We start from the raw sequence: 14,884 nt of genomic DNA, 5'->3' as shown, positions 1-14,884 counted from the left end.
CGGACACCCACCGCTTTTCAGTCGATGGCATCCCGGGAACCGGCTGCGAACCTGGCGGACGCCACATCTTGGGGGCATGACCACCGATGGCCGGTGTTTAATGGAAACACGCAATGGTTGATATGGGTTTCGTGTCCGCCAGCGAGTTGCGCTGGTGGTTAACAAACCGTATGCAGCGCCTAGTTGCACGTCCCCGACCCGTCGGCCGCCGCGCAAGGCGGGGGCGGAACAATCGGCGCCGCTGGCTTGTCGGCGGCTTTCGAGGGCACGGGGGGCGGAGACGGCACCAATGTCGACTGCGCGGGCGTGATTGCCGACGATCCAGGCGGCGGCGGAACGATCGGGCCCACGGGAGCAGGCAGCACAGGCAGCGGGTCGGCCACAACCTGCCTTGGTGAAAGGGCGGTGAGACGTGGCCGTGGTGTGGCCTGCGGTGATGTCACCGTCTCGAAGCGCGCAACCCCGACCGGGTAGATCGGTTGCCCGGGCTTGCCAAGCGAAGCCTCCGGCGCAGGCGGTTCACCGTAGGGGTTCCAGTTGCGCGTCTTGAAGGAGGACGTGATCGTGTAGCCGTACATGACCTCAAGCAGCTTCTGCTCCGGCTCGTTCTGGTCGCAGATGCGCAGGCGCACCTGGATTGAGCCCTTGTTACCGATCCAGGTCTGGGTGATGCCCGTCGAGCTGATACGTTGCCAGGCATAAAGACAGGTATCCCCGGAAGCCGAGCGGCCCGCCGCATAGCCGAACGGGCCGTATTTATTCTGCACGTAGTAGGGCGATGTCTGCATCCGGATGCCCGGCAGCGCCTGTCGGATTTCCGAGCCGATGTTGCCGAGGGCAAGATAGCCTTCGCGGAGCCGGCTCTCGCCAGCTGCGGCAGCGTCCACTGGTCCGAACATTTGCACCCGCAACATGTTCTGGCCGGGTGTGTGCGCCGAGGTCGACAGCAGGATTTCCTGCTGGGTGGCATTGGCGAACCGCCGCTCAAGCACCGCAGTGACGGCCGGGCCGCCGGGTGCTGGAAGCGCGAACGCGGTCTCGGGCGCGACGAGGCTCGTTCCGGTGGAATGCACAAGGGGGGGCGGCTGGGCACAGCCGGCAAGCATCAGCACCAGTGCCTGGCCAATCGCCTTCGCAACGGATGCCACGCCAACGCACGACAGCGCAGCGTCGCCATTTGGAGCGGCGGGCTTTCGTGCAAACAGGCAGATTGGGCGGGCCCAAGCAAAGTCCATGTCGGCGACGCTAAGAGATTCGCGCGCGTCGACGAAGAACTAATACGGAGAATCCGGACTTGCCCCCAAGGAAAGCGGAAGCTGAGTCAAAATTGCCGCGTTCGTGCCGTCAGAGGTCGAAACGCTCGACACTGCGGCAAGCCGATCCGAACTGGAATCGGCCAACGTCCTTAATTTCGGAATCTCCAGCAGGCCGTGTCAGCCTTTTGGGCCAGGTGACACCGGCCGTCCGCAATTACCTTTTCAAGGCCTGAAGCTGTCGTTCCGCTTGCGACCCCAACGACTACAACGACTACATTGCGGCCTTGCGCGGCATACGGAGCGTTATTGGCGTAAGGCTCCTGGCTTTCGCCGATAGCAAAGTCGCAACAGTCAACAGCCTTATCGTGAACTCGGTGTGGACCGGCGAGCCGGCGGTCATCTATGGCAATGTTCGCAACCATGGCTGCATCACATCGCTGCCGCAAAGCTGTGCGGTCGAAGCGCCAAGGCCGATACTGTGCGAGGATGATGCCCTGGCTTCGACACTCGCCTGCGGTCCGTTCGTTCGCCGAGAATGTGGTACATATTGTGCTACCGTTCGATCGGTCCGTCTGATTCCTGGCAGTGACGCTTGTGAGGTCGACGCCGCTTTCCAGGCCGGCGCCTTCGCTCGACCTGCTGGCCCGCGCGCAAGCCGGCTGGGCCGGGGCCTGGCGGCAGCGGTTCGCGCTCCGCTGTGCCGCCGCCAGCTTGCTGCTCGCCGGCCGCTTAGAAGACGAGGCGGCCCTGCGCGACGCTCATTCTCAGGAGTGCCGATCGCCGCATGTCAGCCGGCCTTGCCGCTAAGCATTTTCTTCGGTGGTTTTCGCGCCCTGAGCAAGGCTGCAGGGGCCGGCGTGCGCCAGACGACCTGATAGGCTTCCACTACATTGCTGACGGTGACGCTGAGACCGGGAAGCGCGATCCAGGGCGGCGGCTGTCTTTCGAGCAGACCGAGAATGGTGGCGATGCCGGCGGCAACGCCCTGGTCGTAAGGTAGCTGTGCGGCAATGCCCTTGATCAAGCCACCTGCGGCCAGGTCCGCCGCCACCTCATTGCCGAGGTCGACGGTTGTCACCGGGATCGTCTTTTCCGCATCGCGGATCGCGGCGACGGCGCCAGTCGCCGGCACGTCCCAGACTGCGAACAGGCCGGCAAGATCGGGATTGGCCTGCAGCAGGCCAGCGGTCGCGGCCTTCGCCTGCGATACATCGGCAAACTTGCCTCGCACCAGCGAGAGATCCGGCCGGTGGGCTGCCATCCACTTGCGGAAGGCAATCTCGCGCTCGTGTGTGGCGAAGAAATCCACGCCATAGGCCAGGACCCCGATCTTGCCACCTTGGGCCACATGAGGCGCCAGCAACTCCGCCCCGATCTGCCCCAGGCCGAAATTGTCGGTGGAGATGACGCTGACATAGTCCTTGCCGGGCAGCATCCCAGTCGGGGCATTGTCGAGCAGCAGAAGCTTCTTTCCGGCCGCCGGTATCGCACGATGGGCATCTGCCGCACGGCTGCTGCCGATCGGAATGGAGACGACGGCATCCACCTGTTCGGCGGCAAGCCGCTGCAATTCGGAAATCTGCCTGTCGATGTCGAAGGCGCAGTCGATGACCTCGACGACCGCCGCACCATAGCGGCCAAGCGTGGTGACGATTCCGGCCAGTTCCTCCTTGGCCCAGTCGCTCATCGTGGTGTGGAGAACGACGGCCACCGAAAAGTGCCGGTTGCGGGCGGCATCGGCGTCGGCATCCGACAGTCCGACCTGGTCGGCCGGAACCGCTCGTTCGCCATGCGGCCCAAGGCCGGTGATTGCCATAGTTCAATCCTCCTCAGGCGCCAGCAGCGCTCGATCGATTCCGCCGATACTATCCACGCGTCCCAGCCGGTGGCCGGGGTTTGGCCGGCCGGGTGCTGGTGTCGAGCGCGGCCCGTGAGAGAAATTCCTTGAATTCCGGATGCTCGCGTGGCGAGCCCAAGGTAATCCATCCCTGCAGGAATCTCGGATCGAACAGCGCTTCAGCCACGACCTGCGCGGCGCCGACCAGCCCGGCCGACCCGCCCATCTGAGAGCGCACGATGCGCAGGTCGCGCGTAACCACCGGATGCGACTGGCGATAGACCGCCTCGCGAACGGCCGCCAGCAGGATATCACCGGTCTCGGCGACGTTGCCGCCGAGCACGATCAGCGACGGGTTGAGCAGATTGGCCAACGGCGCCAGCACCTCGCCGACGGCGCGACCGCAACGCCCGAGCAGGTCGATGCAAAACGGGTCGCCCAACTGGGCGCCGTGGCCGGTATCGGTAACCGCAACCTCGCCGGCACGGGCCAGCACTTCGGCAAGATAGGGGCTGCGCCCGCTTTCGGCCGCCTGACGGGCCTCGCGCACCAGCGCTTCGCTGCCGGCGACAGACTCAAGATTTCCGCCCTCTATAAAAGTGTAGCCGATCATGCCGGCAGCACCCTGGGCGCCACGATGGAGCGTGCCTTCCGAGACGACGCCGGCACTTATGGAGCGTCCGAGCTTGACGAAGATCATGTCGGTCAGGCCGATGCCGCTGCCAGACTTCAGCTCACCCATCGTCATTGTCTGAACGCCGCTTCGCACCCAGACAGGTGCATCCACAAGCGTGGCCAACTGCTCCACGAAGGGAAATCCATCCCAGTTCTGAAACGCCTTCAATGCCGGCGCGAACAGCCGCTGGCCGTCGGGCTTCTCGACGGCTCCAGGGACCGCCAGCCCCACCCCCCAGATGCTGGCGTCGCCGCCGTGCTCCTCAAGCATCCAGGCAAACAGCGTCGCCAGCCGCTGCAGCACCGGCTCGGGTCCTGCCCCAAGTTCCACGGCCTCGTGATGTTCGGCCAGCAAGCGGCCAGACAGGTCGGAGACACCGACCGCCAGCGAGGAATGATCGAGTACGGCGGCAAGGATTATACCCATGCGTGGACGGAAGCGGACATGACGGGGCGCGCGTCCGCCGATGGCGGGGCCGAGTTCGCCTTCTTCGATAAGTCCCAGCCGAAGCAGTGTGGCAAGGCGGTCGGTGACAACGGCACGCCCAAGCTCGGACTGGTGCTCCAGCTCCTGACGGGTCGTCGCCGCGCCGGTGCGCACAAGGTTGAGCAGCGCGGCCAGGCTGCCATGCGCGGATTCGCTGGCGCGCGGCCGGCCAGCCGCACGACGTGGCGCGGCTACCTCGGTGCTGCCCTCGTCCATATCCTTGCCGCGCCTCATCCGCCGGTCCCGCTGTGCTGTCTGGTCGACGGCCAAGGTGTCTCCCTGCCGTCCCAGCGCAACGCACCATTTTGCCATGGGTAACGTGGCCTCATTTTCGGATCAAGGGATAACTTATGCTGTTTATCAACAAAAGTATGCCGACTTCTGCATTTTAATGATTGACGAAGGCCGAAAAGAGCGCATAAGTATCGGCAGGCTCGGAGGAGAGCCAAGGTTGGCAGACCTCGCGAAGGCGACGGATGCCGCACGAGTATCGGCCGAACAACAATGCCGGGATCCACGCTGGGCTGGGTCGCGCGCCGACTATGCACGGGAGGATACGAGATGCCGGTGAAACTCGCCTATCACGCCAATTGCTGGGGCCCGCTCGGCGGCAATGCCGTCGGCGTCACGTCGATCACCCAACTCACCTATCGTACCTTCGGTGACATGGAGCAGGCGATCCGCGACATCGGCGCGGCCGGATATGTCGGGACCGAACTCTTCGACGGCAATCTCCTCGACTATGAAGGACGGCTTGGCGACCTGCGTGCTGTCTTGAACCAATCCGGCGTCGCTCTCGTCGCCGGCTACTCCGGCGCGAACTTCATCTTCGACGATATCCTTGACGAGGAATTGGCGCGGATCGAACGCGGGGCGGCTGTCGCTGCCGAACTCGGCGCCGAACATCTGGTCGTCGGCGGCGGTGCCAAGCGCGCCAACGGCCGCCAGGCCGATGATTTCAAGCGCCTCGGCGCGGCACTCGACAAGGTCATCGACATCGCGGCCGGGGCGGGCTTGCGCGCGCACTATCACCCGCATCTGTCGACCATCGTCGAAGGCCCTGACGACGTTCGCGAGGTTTTCAAGCATACCGCGATCGATTTCTGTCCGGACACCGCGCATCTGGCGGCCGCGGGCGGTGATCCGGCCGCGCAGATCCGCGAATTCAGCAAGCGCATCAGCTACGTGCACCTGAAGGGCTTGCAGCGTGATCCCTTTGCCTTCACGCCGCTCGATCGCGGCGACCTCGACATGGCGCCGATCATCCAAGCGCTCAAGGACACCGGATTTTCCGGGTGGATCGCCACCGAACTCGACGCTTGGCCCGATCCTAGGGAAGGGGCGGTACTCAGCATGAACTATCTGAAAGAGGCGTTGAAACAGAGTTGAACCGACGGGTACTGCGCCCGTCATCAGGGAGGAGACCTAAGATGACACGTTTCAAGACAATAGCCGGGGCTTTCACGGCGGCATTGCTAGCCACCAGTCTCTACACCGCGTCGCCCGCCTTCGCCGACCCGGATTCCGCACTTGCCGAACTGCAGAAGACGGTGCTCTCCAAGGGCCCGAACGGCGAAACCCCGGCATCGGCGGCATCCATCAAGCTGACCGATGAGGAACTGGCAAAGATCAAGGACATGAAGGCGACGGTGGCGATCGTCATGCACTATGGCGGCAATGACTGGTCTCGTGCGCAGGTCGCCGGCCTCAAGGATCAGTTCGGCAAGATGGGCATCGACGTGATCGCCACCACCGATGCCGGCTTCAAACCGGAAAAGCAGGTCGCCGACCTCGAAACGGTGATGGCGCAGAATCCGAAGATCATCGTTTCGATCCCGACCGATCCTTCGGCGACGGCCTCCGCCTACAAGGCTGTCGCCGACAAGGGCGTGAAGCTGGTGTTCATGGACAACGTGCCGACCGGCTTCGTCGCCGGCAAGGATTATGTCTCAGTCGTCTCCGCCGATAATTACGGCAATGGTGTCGCGGCGGCGCATCTGATGGCCAAGGCGTTGGGCGGCAAGGGCGACATTGGCCTGGTTTTCCACGCTGCCGATTTCTTCGTCACCAAGCAGCGCTACGACGGCTTCAAGAAAACGATCGCCGACAACTATCCCGACATCAAGATCGTCGCCGAACAAGGCATTGGCGGCCCGGACTTCACCGGCGACGCCGACAAGGCGGCCTCGGCAATCCTCACCTCCCACCCGACCATCAATGGCATCTGGGCCGTGTGGGACGTGCCGGCTGAAGGCGTTATCTCGGCGGCACGCACCGCCGGTCGCGATGACCTCGTCATCACCACTTGCGACCTCGGCGAAAACGTCGCCATCAATATGGCCAGCGGCGGCTTCGTGAAGGGCCTCGGTGCCCAGCGTCCTTTCGACCAGGGCGTCACCGAAGCCTTGCTCGCCGGCTACGGCCTGCTCGGCAAGGAGGCACCGGCTTTCGTCGCCTTGCCGGCACTCCCGGTCACCAAGGACACACTGCTGGAAGGCTGGAAGGCCGTCTATCACACCGAAGCGACCGACAAGATCAAGAGCAGCATGTAGCGCGCCCGCGGCCGGCGCCCTCTCTGCCGGCCGCACCTTTTTCAATTCGACAGGAGACCATCATGACCAGGACGCTCAACGTGGCGATGATCGGCGGCGGCTTCATGGGCAAGGCCCATGCGCTTGCCTACGCGGCAATGCCGATGTTCTTCTGGCCGGCCCCCGCCATTCCCGTACGCAAGGTGGTGGTAGACGTCACCGAGGCGTTGGCCGACGAAGGCCGCCGCCGCTACGGGTTCGAGGAATCATCGGCCGACTGGCGCGCGGTGGTAAAGCGGCCCGACATCGACGTCATCGATATCGTGACCCCGAACGACAGCCATGCGGCGATCGCGATCGCGGCCGCCGAGGCCGGCAAGCACATCATCTGTGAGAAGCCGCTGGCGCGCGGCGGCGACGAGGCAAAGACCATGCTGGACGCGGTCAACAAGGCCGGCGTCATCCACATGGTCGCCTTCAACTACCGCCGCACGCCGGCAGTGGCGCTGGCCCGCCAGTACATAGAAGAGGGGCGTATCGGCACCATCCTGAACTTCCGCGGCACCTATCTGCAGGACTGGTCGGCCGATCCGGATTCGCCTCTGTCCTGGCGCTTCCAGAAGAAGATCGCCGGGTCGGGTTCGATCGGCGACATCGGCACCCACGTCGTCGACCTTGCCCGCTATCTGGTCGGCGAGATCGCCGAGGTCAGCGCGCTGGTGCGCACCTACAACAAGACGCGGCCGATCCAGCGCGGCAATCTCGACAGGCTGGGTGCAGCCGAGAAGAACATTGGCGCCGAACGCGCCGAAGTCGATGTCGACGACGAGGTGGTGACGCTGCTGAAATTCGCCGATGGCGCCATCGGCTCGCTGGAGGCGACCCGCAACGCCTATGGCCGCAACAATTTCATCACCTTCGAGATCCATGGCACCAAGGGCTCCATTGCTTTCAACTACGAACGGCGCGACGAATTGCAGGTGATGTTCGCCGATGACCCTGCCGATGCTCGCGGCTTCAGGACCGTCTATTCCGGTCCGGCGCATCCCTATGGGGCCGGACTGTGGCCGATCCCGGCGCTCGGCATCGGCTATTCAGAAACCAAGATCGTCGAGTGCTTCGATTTCTTCTCGGCCATCGTCTCGGGCAGACAACCTTCGCCGAATTTCGAGGATGGCTACAAGACCGAGCGGGTCGCCGACGCGCTGATCGAATCGGGCGAAAGCGGCCAGTGGACCAAGGTACGGTCATGACCTCAGCGACGCCTGTTCATGCGGTTGAGATGAAGGGCGTCACCAAATCCTTCGGCGGCGTCAAGGCGCTGGTCGACGTCGACCTGCAGGTGGAGAAAGGCGAAATCCATGCGCTGCTGGGCGGCAACGGCGCCGGCAAGTCGACCATCCTGAAAGTGCTGAACGGCGTGCATGTGCCCGATAGTGGCACCATTCTCGTCGACGGCAAGCCACTGACGGAGATCTCGCCCGAGGCCTCGCGCCGGGCGGGCATCGCCATGATCTTCCAGGAAATGAGCCTGATCCCGACATTGACCGTGGCACAGAACGTCTTTCTGAACCGCGAAGCCAAGGGCGCGTTCGGCCTGATCGACGACCTCGCCGCCGAAAGGCGCGCCAGGGAGCTGTTCGAGATGCTGCAGGTCGAGGTCGATCCGAAGGCGACGGTCGGCAATCTGGGCGCCGGCCAGCGGCAGCTGACCGAAATCGTCAAGGCGATCTCGCAGAACGCCAGGGTCCTGGTGCTGGACGAGCCATCCACGGCGCTGGCGGTGTCCGATGTCGAGCGGCTCTTCACCTTCCTGCGCAAGCTGAGATCGGAAGGCGTGGCCATCATCTATGTCTCGCACCGCATGGATGAGATCGCCCGCATCGCCGACCGCGCTACCATCCTGCGCGATGGCCGCCACGTCATCACCGCACCGCTGTCGGAATTGCCGATCGAGGCGATGATCGAGCACATCGTCGGCAAACGCTCGCGCGGCCTGTCGGATGTGGTGCGCGGCGAATCGAACATCGGCAAGCCACTCCTTGAGCTTGACAATGTTTCGGGAGCCCTGAAGCCCAGGAATGCCAGCTTTGTCGTCCACAGCGGCGAGGTTGTCGGCCTCGCCGGTCTGCTCGGCTCCGGTCGTTCGGCGATCGCGCGCGTCATTGCCGGCATCGACCCAATCGTTGAGGGAGAGATCCGCATTGCCGGCAAGCCGGTCGCGATCATCAGGCCAAGCGATGCCATCGAGGCCGGCGTGGCGCTGGTGCCGGAGGATCGGCTGCGCCAGGGCGTCATCGCCGAGCATTCGGTCGCTTCCAACATGACGCTCGCCGTGCTCGACCGGCTGAGCAGCAAGACGTTCGTGTCGACGAAGAAGGTACGCGACGTGACCGACGGCCAGATCGCAAGACTGCGCGTCAAGACAGCTTCGCGCGACAGCGCGGTGCGCACGCTTTCGGGCGGCAATCAGCAGAAGGTCGTTATCGGCAAATGGCTGTCGACCGAACCTGAAATCCTTGTCCTCGACGAGCCGACCTCCGGCATCGACATCGGCTCGAAGTCGGAGATCATCATGCTGGTGCGCGAACTCGCCAAGGCCGGCAAGGCAATCATCATGATCTCCTCCGAGCTGTCCGAGATGCTGTCGGCCTGCGATCGCATCATCGTCATCTCGGAAGGCCGTGTCATGGATGATATCAGCCGCGGCGATCTCGACGATCCGTCGGCGCCCAAGGACGATCCGATCGCGCGGCTGCAGGCGGCCGAGCGCAAGTTGCAGATCGTCATCCAGAACGCTCTGACCAAGAGCCAGGGAGGAACACATGTCCACTAGCCAGCCTGCCGGATCGACGTCCTCGCTCACGGCGAGGCTTGGCCTCACCAACTGGCGGCAGAATATCATCTACATCGGCTTCGTCGTGATCTTCGTCATTTTCGCGGTCACGCTGTTCGACAAAGGCTTCCTCAACCCCAACAACCTGCTCAACATCGTGCGTCAGACGGCAATGATCGCGGTGATGGCGATCGCCATGACCTATGTGCTGTCGGCCGGCGAGATCGACCTGTCCGTTGGGGCGGTGGCGGGACTGGCCTCGGTGACGACGGCAATGGCAATCGACGCCGGCGGACCGCTCACCGGTGTGATGGCCGGTCTCGCCACCGGTGTCATCGTCGGCACTTTCAATGGCCTGTTGACGACGCGGATCGGCATTCCGTCCTTCCTCACCACGCTGGCCATGATGGGCATTGCCACTGGCACCGCCATGTGGATCAGCGATACGGCGGCGGTGCCGATCATCTCGAAGAGCTATTCCTGGATTTTTGGCGGCGGCAATGTTGGGCCGGTGCCGGTGCTGCTGATCTGGATGCTGGTGCTGGGCGCTGTCGGCCATGTCGTGCTGAGGCGAACGAGCTTCGGCCGGCGCGTGCTGGCCACCGGTGGCGGCGAGATCGCGGCGCGCTATTCCGGCATCGACACCAAGTCGATCAAATTCCGTGTCCTCATCATCTCGGCCATGGCGGCGGCACTGGCCGGCATGCTCTACGCCGGTCGGCTGCAATCCGGACGCTTCCAGCTCGGCCAGGGCGACGAATTGTCGGTCATCGCCGCGGCGGTGCTTGGCGGCACCAGCCTGTTCGGCGGTTCCGGCACGGTGATCGGCACGATTGTCGGCGCGCTGATGATCGGTCTCATCAACAATGGCCTGATCCTGATGGGGCTGGAGTTCAGCCAGCAGCTGATCGCGCGGGGCGCCATCATCATCCTTGCCGTTGCGCTCAGCCAGGGGAGAAAGTGATATGACGGTTCCCTACACGGTCATCGGCACTGTCGTTGCCAAACCCGAAACACGCGAGGAACTGCAGGAAATCCTGTCGGGCTTCGTCGCGCCGACACGGGCCGAGGAGGGCTGCATCAATTATGATTTTCATGTCGACCCTGCCGACCCTTGCGTGTTCATGTTCTACGAGAACTGGCGCTCGAAGGACGATCTCGACCGGCATCTGGCGATGCCCCACCTGAAGCCGCTGTTTGGGCGCCTCGACGACCTCGTCGCACGGCCGGTCGATGTCCGTCGCTTCGTCATGCTAAGCCAGATGGCGAAGTAAACCCATGAGCAATCGTTTCGAACCCATTCGTCTGGGCATGGTGGGTGGCGGGCAGGGCGCCTTCATCGGCGCGGTGCATCGCATCGCGGCGCGCATGGACAATGATTTCGTGCTGGTCGCGGGCGCCCTGTCGTCCGATCCGGCGCGTGCCAAGGCGTCGGCGGTCGAACTCGGCCTCGATCCGGAGCGCAGCTACGCGTCCTATGCCGAGATGGCCAAGGCCGAGGCCAAGCGCCCCGACGGCATCGAGGCGGTTGCCATCGTGACACCCAACAATGTGCATGTGCCTGCAGCCAAGGCCTTTCTCGAGGCCGGCATCCACGTCATCTGCGACAAGCCGTTGGCAACGACACTGGCCGAAGCGAAGAAGCTGGCGGCGATCGTCGAGAAGACCGGCAAGGTGTTCGTGCTCACCCACAATTACACCGCCTATCCGATGGTGCGGCAGGCGCGCGAAATGGTGGCCAAGGGCGTGCTCGGCGACATCCGCATCGTGCAATCGGAGTACCCGCAGGACTGGCTGACCGAGGACCTTGCCGCGACAGGCCAGAAGCAGGCGTCATGGCGAGGCGATCCCAAGCAGGCGGGCGCCGGCGGCGCGCTGGGCGACATCGGCACGCATGCCTACAATCTCGCCCGCTTCGTTTCCGGACTGGAGCTGGATTCGCTGTCGGCCGATCTCGACGCCTTCGTGCCGGGGCGGCAGCTTGACGACAATGTCAACGTCATGCTGCGCTTCAAGGCGCCGGGCAAGGCGCATCCGGCCAAGGGCATGATCTGGGCCAGCCAGGTGGCGCCGGGCCACGAAAACGGGCTGAAGCTGCGCATCTATGGTTCGAAGGGCGGGCTGGAATGGGTGCAGGCCGATCCGAACTATCTCTGGTACACGCCGTTCGGCCAGCCCAAGCAGTTGATCACCCGCAACGGCGCCGGCGCGCTGCCGGTGGCGGGCCGTGTCAGCCGGGTGCCGTCGGGCCATCCCGAGGGCTACCTCGAAGGTTTCGCCAACATCTACCAGGAAGCCGCGCGCGCCATCCGCGCGGCGCGCCGCAAGGGCGGCAAGCCGGCTAGGGATGTGGTCTTCCCGACCATCGAGGATGGCGTCGAAGGCATGGCCTTCATCGAGGCCTGCGTGAAATCGTCCAAGAAGAATGGGGCGTGGACGAGGTTGGCTCCGATCTGAGATATGGTCTGCACTGCTCAGGCCCCTTGTTTGGGTTGCCGGCCATGCGAGAACATACGCATCCGCGCGTTGCTCATCGTGATCGCGATGCTGACCTTTGGTGTGATCAGTGTTTCCCAGCTGCTGCAACGGGCCATGGTACCAGGCCAAGGCGACGCGCGTAACAGTTTTGGAATTGGCTCGGGTTGACCATCACGGCGTGGTCACGATGAGTTCGCTTCGTGTCAGCTTCAGCTCTAGGTCCAGCCGGGCTGAACGTCCGCTTTTTGACGCGGCAACACCCGTCGTTTTCACCTATGCCAGTGTGGTTAGCGCACAGACCCGCGTCCAGCTTCCGCGCAGCCCAGCGGGGTTCGACAAGGCATCCTTCAAGCGATCAAGCAGCCCTTCCGGTCATTGACCAAGCCTGCGGGCCGCGGCAGCCAGCCGGCGCACCCCTTTGTGCAGCCGCTCGGGCGCGTTGAGCGTGAAGTTGACGCGAATGGCGCGACGGTCCTCGCCGGTCACGTCGAACACGCTGCTGAGCGTGACACAGACGCCTTCCTCCAGCCCCAACCGCATCAGCTCGTCTGTGTCGAGCGATGGATTGCGCGCCGTCGCCCAGACGAACATGCCGCCTTGCGGCTTTTCCCAGGCGAAGAGCGAGCCCAGATGTCCTTCCATCGCCTCGCACAAGGCGTCGCGGCGCGCGCGGTAGAGCGCCAGGATTTGCGGCTGAATCCGCTCGGGCAATCCGGCGTTCATGGCGTCCAGCACGAGCCGCTGGCCGAGCCCGCGGGCACATATCCGAGCCCTGTTTGGCGACGGTCAGCGCCCGGATCATCTCCGGTGCGGCGACTACCCAGCCGACACGCAAGCCCGGCGCGACCTCCTTGGAAAGCGTGCCCGTGTAGACGACGGGTCCTCATCGCCATCTTGAGATTTCTTGCAGTTTCTCTCTATGATCAGCGTAAAGTGTGGTGAAATCAGCCATGACGATCCTGGATGCCATCGACCGCAAGATCCTGCGCGAACTGCGGGCCGACGCGCGCGTCTCGACGGTCGATCTGGCCGCGCGCGTCGGCCTGTCTCCGACGCCCTGCGCGCGCCGCGTGAAACGCCTGGAGGACGGCGGTGTGATCCAGGGCTACGCTGCGCGGATCAACCCGTCCGCGATGGGCTTGGCAATCTGTGTCATCGTCTCGGTGCGTCTGGGCAAGCAAGGCCCTGAAGGGGCCGGTGAATTCCTGCGCGAAGTCGCCAAACGGCCGGAGATCACCGAATGCCTGCTGGGACCGGGAACATCGACTACCTGCTGCGTGTCTGGGTCAAGGACATGGCCGCGCTCCGCAACTTCATCAGCAACGTCCTGCAGTCGATCCCGTCGGTAGCCGAGACCTCCACGATGGTGGTGCTGAACCTGGACTAGTCATGGCCCGGCTGGGTGAAGCTGTATCCGATGTCGTGGCTGCAGCCGGGTATGCACTTTCTCGGCGGCCGCGCGCTTCGTCATAGCGACCGTTTGGGAACAGATTATGGCGAATGTGGCCGTCCGTGGTGATCCACAGGCCGACAAAGGGGTCCTTGGCCCGATTGTTGGTCGCCACGCAGAAATAGCCGGCCGGATCCGGAACCTCCCGATCCTCGAACTTACTCCGCGCGATCCCTCGGAAAATCGGCGAGGGATGGCCCGACGACCACGCACGGAGCCGATACGTTGGCGCGTGGGGCCGACTGGTGCTTCAGATGACTTTTCCGCTTTCCGCGTCGAAGACGTGAAGGGCTTCGGCCGGAAACGACAGCCACAGACGGTCGCCGTCGCGCGAGGCGAAATCGGCCTTGACGATGGCGAGGATGTCGGTTCCCGCCGCGTCGACCACCAGATGCGTCTGCGGCCCTGTCGGCTCCGCCACTTTCAGCGTGCCGGCAAGATCGCCGGCCTGGCGGTCCACGATCACACTTTCGGGCCGAATGCCCAAGACGATGCGGTTCGTCGACGAAGTGTAGGCGCGGGCCGGCAGGGCGATCTCCGAGCCATCGCCAAGCACGGCCTTGATACCCGCCGCCGTCTGGCGAAGCTCGGCCTTGACCACGTTCATTGCCGGCGAGCCGATGAAGCCGGCGACGAACAGGTTGGCCGGCCTGTTGTAAAGTTCGAGCGGCGAGCCGACCTGTTCGATGTTGCCGCCGTTGAGGACGACGATGCGGTCCGCCAGCGTCATCGCCTCGATCTGGTCGTGCGTGACATACACGGCGGTCGTGCGGACGCGATGATGCAGGAGCTTGATTTCACCGCGCATCTGCACGCGCAGTTTGGCGTCGAGATTGGACAGCGGCTCGTCGAACAGGAACACCGATGGGTTGCGCACGATGGCACGGCCCATGGCGACGCGCTGGCGCTGGCCGCCGGACAGTTGGCCGGGCTTGCGGTGCAGGAGGTCGGAGAGGTCGAGCATGCGCGCGGCCTCCTCGACGCGGGTGGCGATCTCCGCCTTGCCCTTGCCGGAGAGCTTCAGGTTGAAGGCCATGTTCTCGGCCACCGTCATGTGCGGGTAGAGCGCATAGCTCTGGAAGACCATCGCCACGTTGCGGTCGCGCGGGCTGTCGTCGTTGACCTTGCGCCCGTCAAGCAGGATGTCGCCGCGCGAGGCGCTCTCCAGCCCGGAAATGATGCGCAGCAGCGTCGACTTTCCGCAGCCGGAGGGCCCGACGAGCGCCACGAACTCGCCATCCCCTATGCTGAGGTTGATGCCGCGGATGATGGCGGCAGCGCCGAATGATTTCTCGACGCCGCGCAGTTCGATGGATGCCATGGATCAGCCCCTC

13 protein-coding genes and 3 pseudogenes are annotated in these 14,884 nt (G+C 64.1%); 10 read left to right on the top strand and 6 right to left on the bottom strand.

What is annotated here, in order from left to right:
* Positions 1-179: 179 nt before the first annotated feature.
* Positions 180-1,235: a cellulose biosynthesis protein BcsN gene (gene bcsN, locus EB230_RS29190; protein ID WP_172374444.1), complete on the bottom strand. Its 1,056-nt coding sequence runs from the start codon at positions 1,233-1,235 to the stop codon at positions 180-182.
* Between the two features lie 377 nt (positions 1,236-1,612).
* Between bcsN and EB230_RS33035 the strand changes: the two are divergent.
* Together EB230_RS33035 and EB230_RS29180 are read left to right on the top strand one after the other, a co-directional pair.
* Positions 1,613-1,717 (top strand): annotated as a pseudogene (locus tag EB230_RS33035) (hypothetical protein); the annotation flags it as partial.
* 111 nt (positions 1,718-1,828) lie between these two features.
* Positions 1,829-2,015: pseudogene (locus tag EB230_RS29180) on the top strand (DUF1403 family protein); the annotation flags it as partial.
* A 28-nt stretch (positions 2,016-2,043) separates the two neighbouring features.
* Here the strand turns inward: EB230_RS29180 and EB230_RS29175 are convergent.
* Together EB230_RS29175 and EB230_RS29170 are read right to left on the bottom strand one after the other, a co-directional pair.
* Positions 2,044-3,072: a substrate-binding domain-containing protein gene (locus tag EB230_RS29175; protein ID WP_056566311.1), complete on the bottom strand. Its 1,029-nt coding sequence runs from the start codon at positions 3,070-3,072 to the stop codon at positions 2,044-2,046.
* Positions 3,073-3,121: 49 nt separating this feature from the next.
* Entirely contained in the window at positions 3,122-4,489 is a 1,368-nt protein-coding gene (locus EB230_RS29170; RefSeq protein ID WP_246738870.1) for an ROK family protein, read from the bottom strand.
* 327 nt (positions 4,490-4,816) lie between these two features.
* On the opposite strand from EB230_RS29170, the gene EB230_RS29165 reads away from it, so the two are divergent.
* The 7 genes from EB230_RS29165 (at position 4,817) to EB230_RS29135 (ending at position 12,079) form a co-directional block, all read left to right on the top strand.
* Entirely contained in the window at positions 4,817-5,644 is an 828-nt protein-coding gene (locus EB230_RS29165; protein ID WP_172374443.1) for a sugar phosphate isomerase/epimerase, read from the top strand.
* A gap of 41 nt (positions 5,645-5,685) precedes the next feature.
* Positions 5,686-6,807 carry a substrate-binding domain-containing protein gene (locus EB230_RS29160; protein WP_172374442.1) on the top strand — a complete coding sequence of 374 codons (1,122 nt, stop codon included), beginning with the start codon at positions 5,686-5,688 and terminating at the stop codon, positions 6,805-6,807.
* Positions 6,808-6,869: 62 nt separating this feature from the next.
* Entirely contained in the window at positions 6,870-8,039 is a 1,170-nt protein-coding gene (locus EB230_RS29155; protein WP_056566316.1) for a Gfo/Idh/MocA family oxidoreductase, read from the top strand.
* Complete coding sequence (locus EB230_RS29150) at positions 8,036-9,622, top strand: sugar ABC transporter ATP-binding protein (protein ID WP_172374441.1); 1,587 nt, start codon at positions 8,036-8,038, stop codon at positions 9,620-9,622. The genes EB230_RS29155 and EB230_RS29150 overlap by 4 nt, the downstream gene beginning before the upstream one ends.
* A complete protein-coding gene (locus tag EB230_RS29145; RefSeq protein ID WP_056566321.1) occupies positions 9,612-10,586 on the top strand; it encodes an ABC transporter permease in 975 nt (324 codons plus the stop codon). Before EB230_RS29150 ends, EB230_RS29145 begins: the two co-directional genes overlap by 11 nt.
* 1 nt (position 10,587) lies before the next feature.
* The gene (locus EB230_RS29140) at positions 10,588-10,896 is read left to right on the top strand and encodes a putative quinol monooxygenase (protein WP_056566324.1); all 309 of its coding nucleotides are present in this window, start codon (positions 10,588-10,590) and stop codon (positions 10,894-10,896) included.
* Between the two features lie 4 nt (positions 10,897-10,900).
* The gene (locus tag EB230_RS29135; RefSeq protein ID WP_172374440.1) at positions 10,901-12,079 is read left to right on the top strand and encodes a Gfo/Idh/MocA family oxidoreductase; all 1,179 of its coding nucleotides are present in this window, start codon (positions 10,901-10,903) and stop codon (positions 12,077-12,079) included.
* A 393-nt stretch (positions 12,080-12,472) separates the two neighbouring features.
* On the opposite strand, the gene EB230_RS29130 is transcribed toward EB230_RS29135, so the two are convergent.
* A complete protein-coding gene (locus EB230_RS29130; RefSeq protein WP_172374439.1) occupies positions 12,473-12,823 on the bottom strand; it encodes a hypothetical protein in 351 nt (116 codons plus the stop codon).
* 227 nt (positions 12,824-13,050) lie between these two features.
* Between EB230_RS29130 and EB230_RS29125 the strand changes: the two genes are divergently transcribed.
* Positions 13,051-13,449, top strand: coding sequence for an Lrp/AsnC family transcriptional regulator (locus EB230_RS29125; protein ID WP_210261326.1), 399 nt, complete (start codon positions 13,051-13,053; stop codon positions 13,447-13,449).
* 87 nt (positions 13,450-13,536) lie between these two features.
* Here EB230_RS29125 and EB230_RS32785 read toward each other — a convergent pair.
* Both EB230_RS32785 and ugpC read right to left on the bottom strand, forming a co-directional pair.
* A pseudogene (locus EB230_RS32785) lies at positions 13,537-13,644 on the bottom strand (Atu4866 domain-containing protein); the annotation flags it as partial.
* A 156-nt stretch (positions 13,645-13,800) separates the two neighbouring features.
* Complete coding sequence (gene ugpC / locus EB230_RS29115; RefSeq protein WP_056567759.1) at positions 13,801-14,871, bottom strand: sn-glycerol-3-phosphate ABC transporter ATP-binding protein UgpC; 1,071 nt, start codon at positions 14,869-14,871, stop codon at positions 13,801-13,803.
* Between the last annotated feature and the right edge of the window lie 13 nt (positions 14,872-14,884).

This window comes from Mesorhizobium sp. NZP2234, assembly GCF_013170765.1.
GTDB classification, from domain to species: Bacteria; Pseudomonadota; Alphaproteobacteria; order Rhizobiales; family Rhizobiaceae; genus Mesorhizobium; species Mesorhizobium loti_D.
This window is presented reverse-complemented; position numbering and strand designations above follow the sequence as displayed.